Origin of the sequence: Veillonella rogosae JCM 15642 (genome assembly GCF_002959775.1) — a bacterium.
In the GTDB taxonomy this organism is placed as follows: Bacteria; Bacillota; Negativicutes; order Veillonellales; family Veillonellaceae; genus Veillonella; species Veillonella rogosae.
Map to the genome: position 1 here is coordinate 152860 of NZ_PPCX01000002.1, position 15963 is coordinate 168822.

14 protein-coding genes and 1 riboswitch are annotated in these 15963 nt (G+C 37.9%); all 14 genes read left to right on the forward strand.

Translation table 11 applies throughout. The features are described from left to right. The first annotated feature begins 35 nt into the window (after positions 1-35). Complete coding sequence (locus VRHSUH09_RS01010; protein WP_105081123.1) at positions 36-1700, forward strand: SulP family inorganic anion transporter; 1665 nt, start codon at positions 36-38, stop codon at positions 1698-1700. A 44-nt stretch (positions 1701-1744) separates the two neighbouring features. Further along, a riboswitch (SAM riboswitch) is annotated at positions 1745-1845 on the forward strand. Positions 1846-1894: 49 nt separating this feature from the next. Beyond that, positions 1895-3085, forward strand: coding sequence for a methionine adenosyltransferase (metK, locus tag VRHSUH09_RS01015; protein ID WP_054747560.1), 1191 nt, complete (start codon positions 1895-1897; stop codon positions 3083-3085). Between the two features lie 63 nt (positions 3086-3148). Then, positions 3149-5332: a replication restart helicase PriA gene (priA, locus tag VRHSUH09_RS01020; RefSeq protein ID WP_105081124.1), complete on the forward strand. Its 2184-nt coding sequence runs from the start codon at positions 3149-3151 to the stop codon at positions 5330-5332. A 13-nt stretch (positions 5333-5345) separates the two neighbouring features. Further along, positions 5346-5834, forward strand: a complete 489-nt coding sequence (gene def, locus VRHSUH09_RS01025) for a peptide deformylase (protein ID WP_054747555.1) — start codon at positions 5346-5348, stop codon at positions 5832-5834. Continuing rightward, complete coding sequence (fmt, locus tag VRHSUH09_RS01030; protein ID WP_105081125.1) at positions 5827-6837, forward strand: methionyl-tRNA formyltransferase; 1011 nt, start codon at positions 5827-5829, stop codon at positions 6835-6837. The genes def and fmt overlap by 8 nt, the downstream gene beginning before the upstream one ends. Then, complete coding sequence (locus VRHSUH09_RS01035; protein ID WP_105081126.1) at positions 6821-7615, forward strand: DUF116 domain-containing protein; 795 nt, start codon at positions 6821-6823, stop codon at positions 7613-7615. Before fmt ends, VRHSUH09_RS01035 begins: the two co-directional genes overlap by 17 nt. Next, positions 7596-8951: a 16S rRNA (cytosine(967)-C(5))-methyltransferase RsmB gene (rsmB, locus tag VRHSUH09_RS01040; RefSeq protein WP_105081127.1), complete on the forward strand. Its 1356-nt coding sequence runs from the start codon at positions 7596-7598 to the stop codon at positions 8949-8951. Before VRHSUH09_RS01035 ends, rsmB begins: the two co-directional genes overlap by 20 nt. Before the next feature lie 18 nt (positions 8952-8969). Next, positions 8970-10016, forward strand: a complete 1047-nt coding sequence (gene rlmN / locus VRHSUH09_RS01045; protein WP_009351448.1) for a dual-specificity RNA methyltransferase RlmN — start codon at positions 8970-8972, stop codon at positions 10014-10016. Next, the gene (locus VRHSUH09_RS01050) at positions 10009-10710 is read left to right on the forward strand and encodes a Stp1/IreP family PP2C-type Ser/Thr phosphatase (RefSeq protein WP_009351475.1); all 702 of its coding nucleotides are present in this window, start codon (positions 10009-10011) and stop codon (positions 10708-10710) included. Before rlmN ends, VRHSUH09_RS01050 begins: the two co-directional genes overlap by 8 nt. A 27-nt stretch (positions 10711-10737) precedes the next feature. Next, positions 10738-12663 carry a Stk1 family PASTA domain-containing Ser/Thr kinase gene (gene pknB, locus VRHSUH09_RS01055; RefSeq protein WP_167386465.1) on the forward strand — a complete coding sequence of 642 codons (1926 nt, stop codon included), beginning with the start codon at positions 10738-10740 and terminating at the stop codon, positions 12661-12663. Between the two features lie 8 nt (positions 12664-12671). Continuing rightward, complete coding sequence (gene rsgA / locus VRHSUH09_RS01060) at positions 12672-13535, forward strand: ribosome small subunit-dependent GTPase A (protein ID WP_009351481.1); 864 nt, start codon at positions 12672-12674, stop codon at positions 13533-13535. A 1-nt stretch (position 13536) separates the two neighbouring features. Further along, positions 13537-14187: a ribulose-phosphate 3-epimerase gene (rpe, locus tag VRHSUH09_RS01065; RefSeq protein WP_009351452.1), complete on the forward strand. Its 651-nt coding sequence runs from the start codon at positions 13537-13539 to the stop codon at positions 14185-14187. 248 nt (positions 14188-14435) lie between these two features. Beyond that, positions 14436-15155, forward strand: a complete 720-nt coding sequence (rpsB, locus tag VRHSUH09_RS01070; protein WP_054747543.1) for a 30S ribosomal protein S2 — start codon at positions 14436-14438, stop codon at positions 15153-15155. Between the two features lie 115 nt (positions 15156-15270). Next, entirely contained in the window at positions 15271-15951 is a 681-nt protein-coding gene (gene tsf / locus VRHSUH09_RS01075) for a translation elongation factor Ts (RefSeq protein ID WP_009351493.1), read from the forward strand. Positions 15952-15963: the final 12 nt, after the last annotated feature.

The window sequence follows — 15963 nt, forward strand, 5'->3', positions numbered from 1 at the left end:
TTTTGCGTGTAGTTTGAGAAAGGTGTGTTATTTATATGTTTGCTATTCAAAAAGCATATTTAAATGGCTCCTTAAGTAAAGATAAATGGAGTAATAATATTATTGCTGGCTTAGTGGTAGGAGTAGTAGCCTTACCTTTAGCAATGGCCTTTGCTATCGCTAGTGGTGTTACACCTCAAGCTGGTATTTATACGGCTATCATTGCCGGTATCTTTGTATCTTTGTTTGGCGGCTCACCCGTACAAATAGCAGGGCCTACAGGAGCCTTTATTGTCTTATTGAGCAGTATCGTCGTTAATTATGGTTTTGATGGCTTGCAAATTGCAACCATGATGGCTGGCGTTATGCTTATTTTAATGAGTATAGCCAAATTAGGTACTGTTATTAGATTTATACCAACGCCGGTTATTATGGGCTTTACTGCGGGTATCGGTGTTACTATTTGGGTAGGTCAATGGCCATACTTCTTTGGATTCCCTCAGTTACCGTATATACCTCATTTCCATGAAAAATTATGGGCAATGATTCAATCATTGCCGTATTCTGATATACCAACCTTAGGGATTGCTTTACTGAGTTTAATCATTTTATTAGTTTTGCCGAAAATTCCTTATATTAATAAAGTTCCAGCTCCCATTGTAGCCATGATGGTCGCTACAGTCATACAAGCTGTTTATCAGTTTCCTACGGTTTTGACTATAGGTAGTGCTTTTGGTGGTATTCCACAAGGTTTACCTGCATTTTCCGTGCCACACTTTGATTTTGATAAAATCTTAACATTAATTGGTCCAGCTTTTACAATTGCCATGCTAGGTGCTATTGAGTCCTTATTGTCTGCAGTAGTGGCAGATGGTATGAGTGGTACTAAGCATGAGTCTAATACTGAGCTATTTGGACAAGGGTTAGCCAATATTTTTGTACCTTTGTTCGGCGGTATTGCATCCACAGGTGCAATTGCTCGAACGGCTACCAATATTCGGCAAGGCGGTAATTCTCCAATAGCAGGTATTGTTCACGCTATTACATTAGGGGCTATTTTATTATTTTTAGCTCCTTATGCTGTCTACATTCCATTAGCATCTATGGCAGCAATATTGTTTATAGTATCTTATAATATGAGTGATGCACCGCGTTTTATACGAATGCTCATCTTAGCACCAAGACCAGATCAGATAATCTTACTGCTCACCTTTTTCTTAACAATCTTTACCGATTTGGTAGTTGCTGTAAACGTTGGTGTGGTCCTTGCAGTCTTGCAGTTTATGCGTAAAATGGTTAATACTATCGATGTCCATGAAGCGAGTTGTGATGAATTATCTGAACAAATTAAGCACGAAATAACACTTCATCCTGACATTATGGTATACACCGTGGAAGGACCTTTATTCTTTGGTGCCATTAGCGCTTTTGATAGAGCCTTAAGTTCTATACATAAAGATCCAAAATATTTAATTATTCGTTTTGTAAAGGTGCCTTTTGTAGATTTGACGGGATTGCGTATTCTGCGAGGCATCATAGAAGAACTTCAAAAGAGAGACATTGAAGTTTTACTTAGCGATGTGAGTTACGATATTCGTAGAGAAATGTATAAATCTGACTTCTTAGATGTTCTAGGACGTCATCATATGTATCGACTGTTTGACAGTGCCCTTCATAAAGCTGAACATGATTTAGCCTTGAAAGATGGTAAAGAAGTATAATAATGACTTGCTTTCTCACTGTAAATACACTATAATATTTCTGTAACTCATCAAGAGTAGCGGAGGGATAGGCCCTGTGAAGCTACAGCAACCATTCCAAGGGGAAAAGGTGCTAATTCCTATGACAAATGTCGTTAGATGGGAGGGTCTCTCATGAGTACATGAGAGGCTTTTTTTCGTATTAGGAGGATAAAATGGCTGAAAAACATATGTTTTTTACTTCTGAATCTGTTACTGAAGGCCATCCAGATAAAATAGCTGACCAAATTTCTGATGCTGTTTTGGATGCGATTATTGAAAAGGATCCAACTGCTCGTGTAGCTTGTGAAACTTTAGTTACTACTGGTCTAGTTCATGTAGTAGGTGAAATTTCTACTCACACTTATGTAGATATTCCTCGCATCGTACGTGATACAGTTCGTGAAATTGGTTATACACGTGCAAAATTCGGTTTTGACTGTGATACTTGTGGTGTCCTTGTATCCATTGATGAACAGTCTGCTGATATCGCTATGGGCGTTGATGAAGCACTTGAATCTAAAGAAGGTAATGGTGAAGCACTTGATAAAATCGGTGCTGGTGACCAAGGTATGATGTTTGGTTATGCATCTAATGAAACACCTGAACTTATGCCTTTACCAATTTCTTTGGCACACCGCTTGTCCCGTCGTCTTGCGGAAGTTCGTAAAGATGGCACTTTAACATATCTTCGTCCAGATGGTAAAACTCAAGTTACTGTTGAATATGTTGATGGTAAACCTAAACGTATTGATACAATTGTTATCTCCACACAACATAGCCCTGAAGTAACTCAAGAACAAATTAAAACTGATTTGAAACGCTATGTTATCGATGCGGCTTTACCTGCAGAATTTGTTGATGAAAATACTAAATACTTCATCAATCCAACTGGTCGTTTCGTAATCGGTGGCCCTCATGGTGATGCTGGTTTAACTGGCCGTAAAATCATTGTAGATACTTACGGTGGTATGGCTCGTCATGGTGGTGGTGCTTTCTCTGGTAAAGATCCATCTAAAGTAGACCGTTCTGCAGCATATGCAGCTCGTTATGTAGCTAAAAACGTTGTAGCAGCAGGTCTTGCTGATAAATGTGAAGTACAAGTTGCTTACGCTATTGGCGTTGCGCATCCTGTATCTGTATTGGTAGATACGTTTGGTACAGCTCGCATTGAGGAAACTAAAATTCAAGAACTCGTTAAGAAACATTTCGACCTTCGTCCAGCAGGTATTATTGAAATGCTTGATTTGTTAAAACCTCATTATCGCAAAACTGCAGCATATGGTCACTTTGGTAGAACTGATGTAGATTTACCTTGGGAACGTACAGATAAAGCAGCAATTTTAAAACAAGAAGCTGGCTTATAATACAAAAGGTCTTAGTAGAATTTCTACTGAGACCTTTTATAGTAAATGAAAGGATATGAGTCTATGCGTGTAGCACAAGTTATTATTAACAGACCTGCCAAACAACTTCATAAACCATTGAGCTATTTGATGCCTGAAAAGTTTGGTAACGTACTACCTGGTACTCGCGTACTCATTCCTTTAGGTCATAGTCGTGAAGAAGGAATCCTCATTGGTTATGAAGAATTAGTTGAGCCACCTGAGTTCACGTTGCGAAATATAGTGCAAGTATTAGATAGTGAGCCTTGGTTTACACCAGAAATGATGGATACGGCACGACGTTTAAATGAGTATTATCTTTTTTCTTATGGTGATGCACTACGATTATTTACAGTAAATAAAACATTGAAATCCTATGAGGCACCAAAAGAAGAATGGCTTGTAGTTATGCCTGATTTTTCAATAGATCAATTTAGTGAACGAAAAAAGAAACAACGTGAATTAGCGCAATACGTACTTGAAGTCGGTGGTGCGTCCAAGGCACTATTATTAGCTAAAGGCTTTTCTCGCATGGTCATAAAGCAAGTAAGTGAAGCTAAAGGGATTACTATTGAATCACGTTTTAAAGCCACAAAAACGACCTTTACGGAGCTTTTAACGGAAGAGGTGAATATTCCTCTTACTCAAGCTCAACAATCCGTATATGAGCCTATACAAGAGGCTATGAATAGTCATGAGCATAAAACCTTCTTACTTCATGGTGTAACCGGTAGCGGTAAAACTCAATTATATTTACGAGCTACAGCAAAATGTATTAGTCAAGATAAGACTGCTATTATCTTGGTGCCTGAAATTATATTGACCGATCAAATTGTGCGACGATTTGTGGAAACCTTTGGCGATGAAGTTGTCGTATTTCATAGTAAATTGACGGTACAACAACGCAATAATAATTGGGAACGGTTGCGTCGTAAGGATAGTCATATTATTATTGGTGCCCGTTCGGCTGTGTTTGCTCCTGCTGAGGATATCGGTCTTATTGTTGTGGATGAAGAACATGATACATCTTATAAACAAGAAGATATGGTTCGATACCATGCCCGTAATGTTGCCTTATGGCGTGGTGAAGCACATAATTGTCCTGTGATTTTAGGTTCTGCTACACCAGCTATTACTTCTTACTATAAAGCTAAGCAAGGCGAGTATCATTTACTCGAGTTACCTCATCGTATTTTTGAACAACCTATGCCAAAGGTAACTATTGTTGATATGAAGGAAGAAATCCTCCATGGCAATTATTCTGTTTTTTCTGACGCTATGAGTCGGTTGATTCAGAAAACATTACATGAACATAATCAAATGATTATTCTGTTGAATAGACGTGGTTATAGTACCTTTGTAATGTGTCGCGATTGCGGGGAAACTATTATGTGCCCTCATTGTGATGTAGCGATGGTCTATCATCAATCAGGTGAGGAATTGCGCTGTCACTATTGTGAACATCACGAACCGATTCCTACGGTTTGTCCAAAGTGTAATAGTAAACGCATTAAATTCTTTGGCTCAGGTACGCAAAAGGTAGAGGAAGAGTTGCGACGTCATTTTAAATCGGCTCGCATTGCCCGCCTTGATCAAGACGTAACTAAAAACAAACAAATGGCAGAAGACATCTTACATGACTTTGGAGCTCATAAATACGATATTTTATTGGGAACCCAAATGGTATCTAAAGGGCATGACTTTAAAGATGTAACAGCGGTTGGTATTTTAACAGCTGATTCGGTTTTAAATATTCCTGTGTATACTGCTTCTGAAAGAACTTTTGATTTGCTTACCCAAACTTCTGGGCGTGCTGGTCGAGGGGATAAAACCGGTAGTGTTGTAATACAAACATATAATCCGTTAAATTATGCTATAATAAAGAGTAAGGCTCATGATTATGTAGGCTTTTACCATGAAGAAATTCAAAATAGAAAAGCTTTAGGATATCCTCCATTTAGAGAAATGATTCACATGGTAGTGCGTCATCAAGATATGGAAACCTTAGAGTCTATTGCAAATCGAATAGTAGATGATTTGGAGGCTCATAAAGGGGATGAAGATATTCTTATTAATGGTCCTTACGAAGCAACTATAAAAAAGGTACGGGACATGTATCGCTTAGCGATTATGATCCGTGGTACTGATTTAACGAATTTGAAAGAATATATATATAACTCATGGATTTTCACGCAAGAAGGGCTTCTGATTGACGTGGATCCTGTGTAGTATAGGAGTGTCAATGGCAGTATTAGATGTTGTAAAAGCAGGTCATCCCGTTTTGAAACAAGTAGCGGAACCTGTAGAACATGTTAATAAAAAACTTAGAGCCCTTATCGATGATATGGCTGAAACTATGTATAAAACTGAAGGTGTAGGTCTTGCCGCACCTCAAGTAGCTGTTTCTAAACGAATTATCGTAGTAGACGATCAAGTTGGTAGTGGCCTTATTGCATTAATTAATCCTGAAATTACACATGCTGAAGGCTCTCAAGTAGGACCTGAAGGATGTTTAAGTGTACCAGGCTATTTTGGAGATGTAGAACGTTTTAATAAGATCACCGTTAAAGGTATTGACCCACATAACAAAAAGGTTACTATTAAAGCGGAAGGCTTCTTAGCTCGTATTTTCCAGCATGAAATCGATCATTTAGAGGGTCATTTATTTATAGAAAAAGCGACAAACTTACGATTGATTGCAGATCATCCAGAGGAGAAAGAAATTGTCTAATCATAATCCTTTACGTGTTGTCTTTATGGGAACGCCAGACTTTTCTGTTCCCACTTTAGAAGCGCTAATTCAAGCAGGACATACTATTGTTGGTGTGTACTGTCAGCCAGATAAACAAAAGGGTCGTGGCAAACAAGTTCAAATGCCACCGGTAAAGGTAGCTGCTTTAGAACATAACTTACCTGTTTATCAACCTGTTACTTTACGGGATGAGCAAGTGCAAGCAGAATTAGAAGCATTAAAACCTGATGTAGTAGTAGTTATTGCATATGGTAAAATCTTACCGCCATGGCTAATTCGATTACCTCAATATGGGTGTATCAATGTACATGCTTCTATTTTGCCTAACTATAGAGGGGCTGCGCCGATTCACTATGCCATTCTAAATGGGGATACTAAAACAGGTGTTACCATTATGCACATGGATGACGGACTTGATACCGGTGATATTATCGATATCGTGGAGACTGATATTTTACCTGGGGAAACGACAGGACAGTTATTTGAACGTATAGCGGTGCTTGGTGGTGAAACAATTGTTCCCGTATTAACTCGTTGGGTTAATGGGGAAATTGTGGCAACGCCACAAGATGATACAATGGCTACACATACTGCTAAGATTACAAAAGAAATGGGGCATATAGACTGGTCTAAGCCTGCTAATGAAATTTCAAATCTCATTAGAGGACTTAATCCAGCACCTGGATGTTATACTTACCTCGATGGAAAACGTTTAAAAATATGGTCTGGAGAAGTGGTTCCAAGTGATACGACTCACTGTTTGATAGATATCCGTGGTAAACATGTACCAATTGCTATATCAGCCACAACTGTGCCTGGTACAATCGTATCTAAAATAGACGGTTTAGGTGTATTTTGTGGTGATGGAAATATAATTCTATTAACAGAAGTCCAACCAGAAAATAAGAAGCGTATTTCTGCTACAGATTTTATTAATGGACATCAGATAAAGGAAGGTATCGTTTTTGGGGACTCAAATTAAACAGTACGAAACGTATCCGTTATACCTGATATTATCAACTATTACATGTGCTTTGCTCACTGCAGTACTTGGTTTTCTAATGTATGTATTAGAACCTGGGCTATCACAATTACATTCTCTTGCATCTATTATGAGTAGTATAGTTCTTTCTATTCTGATAGGTATTATATGGTTATTGTGTTTATCCCTTATTGTTGCAAGTACAGGTATTATACGGTTACATCCTATTGTTTTAAGATTGGCCAATCAGTTTATATATGGATTATTTCCATTAACCTTGGCTATCGGTAAGGTGAGAGGGGTTACTAAGGATCAACTTCGTCAGTCTATGATTGATTTAATTAATCATCTTGTGATGCTTGATATGTATACGGTTGATCCAGAACGTATATTATTATTGACGCCACATTGTTTACAAGAAAGTTCATGTGTTCATAAGGTAACACATGATGTATACAATTGTAAGCAGTGTGGGCGGTGTCAAGTTGGTAGCTTATTACAAGTGGCTAAAGACTATGGATGTCAATTTATAGTTGTCACTGGAGGTACTTTAGCGCGAATGAAGGTAAAGGAAGCGCGGCCAAAAGCTATTGTAGCAATAGCTTGCGAACGAGATTTAGCAAGTGGTATGGCTGATGTATTTCCCATCCCAGTTATTGGCGTATTAAATGAACGTCCTAATGGGCCATGTTGTAATACAACCGTAGATCCTGAACGTGTTCGTGCAGTAGTAGAACAATTGATTGGTAGGAATAGTGATGTCAGAAGTAAAGAATAACCAACAACAGAATATTCGGTTGCTTGCTGTGAAAGCATTGAGCGATATTAATCGTAATGGTGCTTATGCAAATATTAAGTTGCAAGAGTATTTACAAAAATATCATTTGTCCGATTTGGATCGACGATTTTTTACAGAACTTGTATATGGTGTTATTCGTAGAAAAAATTATTTGGATGCCATAATTGTTCACTTTGCAAAACGACCTTTGAAGAAACTTTCTTCTATGGTTGTGGAAATCCTTAGACTTGGGATTTATCAAATTATCTACATGGATAAGGTTCCTGAAAGTGCGGCGGTCAATGAATCTGTCAAACTTGCTAAGAAGTTAACACGAGGATTATCTGGTTTTGTAAACGCTGTATTGCGATCCGTTTTGCGTGAATGCGATAGTATTTCTATTGGTGAACTTGCTAAGTCTGAAGCCGAAGAGATTTCTTTCATCTACAATCAACCGTTATGGCTTGTTACTTTGTGGATGAATGAAATGGGCAAAGATAAGACCGTAGACCTATGTGCTTGGTTTAATGAACAACCTCGTTTAACAGCACGTATTAATACGGTGAAAGTATCAATCGAGGATTGTATAAAAGAACTACAAAATCTAGGATGGACTGTTGAACAAGATAAAGATATTCCTGAAGTAGTGTATATTGATAGTCACCAAGGACACTTAGAAAAAGCAAAACCAGTTATAGAAGGTCATATTACCTTTATGGATAAAGCATCTATGCTCGTTGCCCATGTAGTAGACCCTCAACCAGGGGACCGTATCTTAGATTGCTGTGCCGCACCAGGTGGTAAGTCTATGCATATGGCAAGCCTTATGAATAATACGGGTGCTATTATGAGTTGTGACATTTATGACCATAAGTTAGATCTTATGAATCAGAATGCAGAACGATTAGGTGTATCTATTGTTTCTACTAAATTACAAGATGGTCGATATTTACCCGATAATTGGAAGGAACAATTTGATCGTGTCTTAGTTGATGCCCCATGTTCTGGCCTTGGCATATTACAAAAGAAATTAGATATGCGTTGGCGTAAAACAGAGGACTTGCTAAATGAATTACCTCCATTACAGCTTGAAATTTTAGAAAAAGCGTCTGAAATGGTTAAGGTTAATGGCTATTTAGTATATTCCACATGTACTATCAATAGCGGTGAAAATGAGGATGTATTGGAAAAATTCCTAGCAACTCATAAGAACTTTGTTATCGATCCTGTATCCTATGAAGGGTTACCACCGGCTACAGATGGTATGATTTCAACATATCCTCCGCGAGATTATATGGATGGATTCTTTATGGCTCGTATGAAACGCCTATCATAATATAAGAAATGGAGTACCATGATAGAATTATTGGGTAAGTCTTTAGAAGAATTACAATCTATCTTTAAGACCCATAATATACAAAAGTTTCGAGCGAAACAGTTAATCGACTATATCTATCATAGATATGTGTTCGATTTTCAAGAAATGACACAATTCCCAAAAGAATTGCGTCAATGGTTAAGTGATAATTGTGTTATCTCTTTACCTACATTAATTACAGAGTCTATATCTCCAGATGGAAAGACTAGAAAAATCCTATTGGAGATGACAGATCAAAGCCGAGTAGAAGCTGTTTTGATGGAGCAACACTATGGTTATTCCGTATGTGTTTCATCTCAAGTAGGCTGCGCTATGGGCTGTGTATTCTGCGCCTCTACGCAAGGTGGCTTATACCGCGATTTAACAGTGGCTGAAATCATTGGTCAAGTCGTTATTTTTGGGGCTCTTACTAAAGAACAAATACATTCTGTTGTAGTTATGGGGGCAGGGGAGCCATTACAAAATTATGATAATGTGTTACAAGCTTTGCAATTGTTACATGATCCAGTGATTTGTAATATTAGTTATCGCAAGATGACTATTTCCACTTGTGGTTGGGTTCCTAATATTTATAAATTAGCTGATGAAGGTTTGCCTATAACGTTGGCCCTTTCATTACATGCTACAAATAATGAAGTACGTCGTAGTATCATGCCCGTTGGTGCCCGTTATGAATTGACGGAAGTCTTAGATGCGGTAAAATATTATTATGATACAACACAACGTCGTATCACCTTTGAGTATATCCTCATAGATTCTGTAAATGCATCTATGGAGGAGGCTCATGCATTGGGACAAATCTGTAAGGATTTTCCAAATTGTCATGTTAACTTAATTCCTGTTAATGGCAATGAACATATTGAATTATATAAACCATCTATTACGAATATGAATACATTTAAAGACATTGTTGGTTCCTATGGAGTATCTGTAACGGTACGAAAGGAAATGGGCGATGCAATCCAAGCCGCATGTGGGCAATTAAAAGCTGCTCATGGTCGGAAAAAGGAGAATCATGAATAATTTTGTTGGTTTAAGTAAAATTGGACTTGTGCGGCAGCGCAATGAAGACCGTTTCTTTATTGATGGTAACGTTTGCGCTGTCACTGATGGCATGGGTGGTTATAGCGGTGGTGAAATCGCTAGTACGTATGCTGTAGATGAAATAAGAGAATATTTGGCCTCCCTTGAAACGGTGGGTCAACAAGATTTATGCGACGCTATCATTCACGCTAATCAACGCATTGTTAATCGCGTGGCTAGTGAAGAACGCCTTGCTGGTATGGGGACTACCGCTGTAGTTACAGCAATAAAAGATAATCAGTTATATTGGGCAAGTGTTGGTGATAGTCGTTTGTATGTATATAGGGATGGTCTTTTAAGACAAATTACTACGGATCATTCTATGGTACAAGAATTATTAACTGCTGGAGAGATTACAAAGGATGAAATGCTAAGTCACCCTCAACGTAATTTATTGACACGCGCAGTCGGTGTCGATGAAGTATTAGAGGTTGATAGCGGCATTGAGTCGATTCTTCCCGGTGATCGTATTTTACTCTGTACTGATGGATTAAGTGGCTATGTAACAGATGATGTAATTGCCTCTGCATTGCAATCGTCTGATGATAACATGATGGTTGTTGAATCATTGATGGATACTGTTTATGAAGTCGGAGCAGGAGATAATGTGACCATTGTAGTGGGAACAATCTAATCTAGAAATGGAGAAATAATGAGTACTATGAATATAAAAGGTATACTTCTAGATAACCGCTACCGAATTGTTGATAAAATTGGCGTTGGTGGAATGGCTGACGTATACCTAGGAGAAGATACCTTATTAGGTAGACAAGTAGCAATTAAAGTATTGCATGCAAACTTTGCTAATGATGATGAATTCGTAACTCGCTTTAAGCGAGAAGCGCAAGCTGCAGGTAAATTAAATCATCCAAATATTGTAAATATGTATGATGTAGGATTTGATCAAGATTTACACTACATCATCATGGAATATGTAAACGGTGAAACGTTAAAAGAATATATTACTCGTCATGGCAGACTATCCATAGATGAGGCTGTTAAGTTTACTATTGCCATAGCTGAAGGTCTAGAACACGCTCATACAATGGGCATTGTTCACTGTGATATAAAACCGCATAATGTAATTATTACTCAGACTGGTCGTGTGAAAGTAACTGACTTTGGTATCGCTCGTGCTATGAATGCTACTAATACAGTTATGTATACGAATTCAATTTTAGGCTCTGCTCACTATTTATCACCTGAGCAAGCCAGTGGAAAACCTGTAGATGGTAATACTGATATCTACTCTTTAGGCGTAGTTTTATATGAAATGCTTACAGGTAGAGTTCCTTTTGAAGGGGAGACTCCAATTGCAGTAGCATTAAAACATGTACGTGAAAAAGTAGCTCCTCCAACTCGATATAATCCTTCAATTCCACCGCTTTTAGAAGCTGTCGTAATGAAGGCATTATCTAAAAACCCTGCGGATCGTTTTGATTCTATTTCTGACATGATAAGTGATTTAAGATTATCTCAAGGCTTTACAATGGGTAAAACTCAACGTCATGAACCATATGATTTTGCAACTCAAATGATACCAGCTGTTGATCCTGAAGCACTTGAGGATTTCAGCACTATTCAAGAAGAACGTAAAGACGAGGGTCAAAAGAAGAGTATGTTAAGTAAAATTGCATCGATTCCACAAAAATACATCGTTCTAGGTGCTGCTGTCATTTTCTTGGTAGCATTTTTAGGAGCTTTCTTAAGCTATGGTAACTTCTGGAGTAATACAACGGTAGATGTACCTAATGTTGTAGGTAAACAAGTATCTGTGGCTAAAAATATTTTAGAGGATAAACATTTACGTGTATCTACAAGTGAGGTTACAAACCCAGATGTTCCAGCAGGTCAAGTCATTTCACAAACTCCTGGAGCTGGGGAAAAGGTTAAGGAGCAACGTACGATTCACCTTGTTGTTTCTAAAGGTGTAGGTGATATTACAGTACCAGATTTATCTGACTTAACTGTAGATCAAGCTCGCCAAAGACTTAAAGATGTTGGCTTAGTTGTAGGTAAGATAACACAACAATCTGTAGATGGTAAAAAAGATGGTGTAGTTATTGCTCAAAGTCCTTCTGGGGATTCTAAAGTTTCTAAAGGTACTACAATTGATCTTGTTGTAAATAAGGCAAAAGCTAAAAAAGTAAAAGTACCTAATCTTGTAGGTATGACATTAAAAGATGCTCGCGATACTTTGAGCAATGCTCATTTAGGTGTAAATCAAGTAGCGGGCTCTGTGGAGGAAAAAGCTGTAGTCATTGAGCAAAGTATTAAAGCTGGTGATGAGATTGATGAAGGATCCACATTAAACCTTACTACTGAATTCAAAGAGGATAAAAAGAAATCTGAGAAAAAAGAAGAAAGCAGTAGCAATAAAACAACTGGTACTGTAGATGTTACTGTACCATCAGGTTCTAAAAATCAAGAACTTAAAATCGTTGTGAAAGACGATGAAGGTTCGGCTGTAATTTATGATGATACCAATAAACCTGGTGATCGTATCGTTCGTAAAGTATCTGGCGTAGGTAATGTGCGTATTGAAGTATATCTCAATGGTGCATTAGTACAAGAGACTGCATTATAAGAGGTACTATGATTACAGGTATTGTTGTCAAAAATATGAATGGTTACTTTTATGTTCAAGATGATACGAGTACTATTCATGAATGCAAAGTTCGAGGTAGACTCAAGCAAGGTCGCTACAGTCTCCTTGTTGGTGACCGCGTTACGATTTCGGAGGATGGGTTCGTTGAATCCATCCACGAACGTCATAATGCTATGGTTCGTCCTGCGGTAGCTAATATTGATCAAGTTGTATTAGTTGTAGCAGCTCATGAGCCAGATATTAATGAGCTTTTACTAAATAAAATGCTCGTTATGATTGAACATGCAGATATTCCTATCGTGCTATGTATCAATAAATGTGATTTGATGGATTCCGATACGGAAGCGATGGTTGAGCTTTATAAATCAATTGGCTACGACGTATTGATGACATCTACCTATGATATGACAGGCATTGAAGATTTACGTCATGTACTGCAACATAAGGTAACTGCCTTTGCAGGCCCATCTGGGGTTGGTAAAAGTAGTCTATTAAATGCGGTCGATCCTAAGTTTGCCTTTCAAACTGGTGAGGTAAGTGACAAAATAAAACGTGGTAAACATACTACCCGCCATGCTTCCCTATATAGTTTAGATGCAGATTCCTTCATTATGGATACACCTGGATTTAGTGCTATTGAGTTCAATGATGTATCTCTTGAGCGATTGCCTACATTATTCCCAGAATTTAGTCAATATGTGGATGTTTGTAAATTTAACCCATGTTATCATGAACATGAGCCAATTTGTGGCATTAAAGATGCTCTCGAAGCAGGGCATATTCATCAAGGACGATATGACGCTTATATGTCTATACGTAATGATATAGAAAGTCAACGAAAGAGGTTTTAATATGATTAAAATTGCACCATCAATGCTTTCCGCAAATTTTGCGACTTTAAGCGAAGAGTTACAATCTATTGAATCAGCGGGGGCTGACTTATTACATATCGACATTATGGATGGACATTTTGTGCCAAACTTAACCTTTGGTGCTCCTATTGTGAAAGCGATTCGTCCATATACAAAATTGCCTTTTGATGTGCATTTAATGGTTACAAACCCTGGTGACTATGTAGAAGAATATGCAAAAATCGGTGTAGAATATTTTACGTTCCATCAAGAAACAGTACCGCATATGCATCGTTTAATCCAACATATTAAGCAATGTGGTATGAAAGCTGGTGTTGCTTTAAATCCAAGCACACCTGTATCCGTGTTAGAAGATGTGGCTGCTGATTTAGATATGATTTTAATTATGTCTGTAAATCCGGGCTTTGGTGGACAATCTTTTATTAAAAATGCTATTAAAAAGGTTAAACAAGCTAAGATATTGTTAGAGGAAGTAGATAATACTACGGCTGTAATTGAAGTCGATGGTGGTATCAACGATATTACATGTGTACCAATCAAAAGAGCAGGTGCTACAGTATTAGTAGCTGGCTCTGCTGTGTTTGGTGCTGAAGATCGTGCTCATATGATTGAAGCCATTCGTAATAACTAAATCTATATTAGTAATGGAGTTACCTATTATAGGCTTAAAAAGAATATAGTGATGATCTAAACTACGAATTAAGATAAGGAGTGAGGAATTCTTTAAGAAATCCTCACTCCTTGCTTGCTTTTACAATAATTATTTGTTAAAATTATTGGGTATGAAAAATATGCACGTCGGTGGACTTCGGTACTGTGCCTAATTTTGGGTGACCCGAAGGATGAAGCGGCGGAGGTTAATTAACAGGAGGTGCCACAATGGCAGTAGTATCAATGAAACAATTATTAGAGGCTGGTGTACACTTTGGTCATCAGACTAGAAGATGGAACCCTAAAATGGCGAAATTCATCTTCACTGAGCGCAATGGTATTTATATCATTGACTTGTCTAAAACAGTAAAAAAAGTAGAAGAAGCTTACTCTTTCTTGCGTGAAGTTGCTTCCCAAGGCGAAGTAATCTTGTTCGTAGGTACTAAAAAACAAGCTCAAGAGGCTATTAAAGAAGAAGCTATCCGTGCTAACATGTACTTCGTTAACGAACGTTGGTTGGGCGGCATGTTGACAAACTTCAAAACAATTGAAACTCGTATTAAACGTTTAAAACAATTGGAAGCTATGGCAGAAGATGGTACTTTCGAAGTATTGCCTAAAAAAGAAGTTATCGGTCTTCGTCATGAAATGGAAAAATTGGAAAAATACCTTGGCGGTATCAAAGATATGCCTAAAATGCCAGGTGCTCTTTTCGTAGTTGATCCTAAAAAAGAAAAAATCGCTATTGCAGAAGCTAAAAAATTGGGTATTCCTGTAGTTGCAACAGTTGACACTAACTGCGACCCAGATGAAGTTGATTTCCCAATCCCAGCAAATGATGACGCTATCCGCGCTGTTAAATTGTTGGCTGGTAAAATGGCTGACGCTGTTCTTGAAGGTCGTCAAGGCGAATCCTTCGAAGAAGGCAATGCTGAAGCTGCAGAATAATTCTGCAAAGCTACTTAATCATTTCTGATTAGCATTTGAAAGATAAATCTATAACATATATAATTAGGGTAAGGACTATATCCTTACCTTAATTAGTACTAGGAGGAACAAAATAATGGCAATTACTGCTGCTTTGGTAAAAGAATTGCGCGACATGACTGGCGCAGGTATGATGGACGCTAAAAAAGCATTGGTTGAAACTGACGGTAATATCGATAAAGCGGTTGACCTTCTTCGTGAAAAAGGTTTAGCTGCAGCAGCTAAAAAAGCTGGTCGTATTGCAGCTGAAGGTGTAGTACAATCCTACATCCACGCTGGTGGCCGTATCGGCGTTTTAGTTGAAGTTAACTGCGAAACTGACTTCGTTGCTAAAACTGACGACTTCCAAAACTTAGCACGCGATATCGCTATGCAAATCGCTGCTGTTAACCCTACATACTTGAACCGTGAAGAAGTTCCTGCTGAAGTAATCGAACACGAAAAACAAGTATTGTTGGAACAAGCTAAAGTAGAAGCTGAAGAAGACGTAAAAGCTGGCCGTAAACCAAAACCTGAAGCTGTTTTGGAAAAAATGGTTGCTGGTCGTATTGAAAAATTCTATAAAGAAAACTGCCTATTAGAACAAGTATTCATTAAAGATGGTGACAAAACTGTTACTGATGTAATTAATGAAAGTATTGCAAAAATCGGTGAAAACATCAACGTACGTCGTTTTGTTCGCTACGGTTTAGGTGAAGGCATTGAAAAACGCCAAGATGACTTCGTAGCTGAAGTAATGGCATCTGTTGGTAAATAATTAAGAAACAAT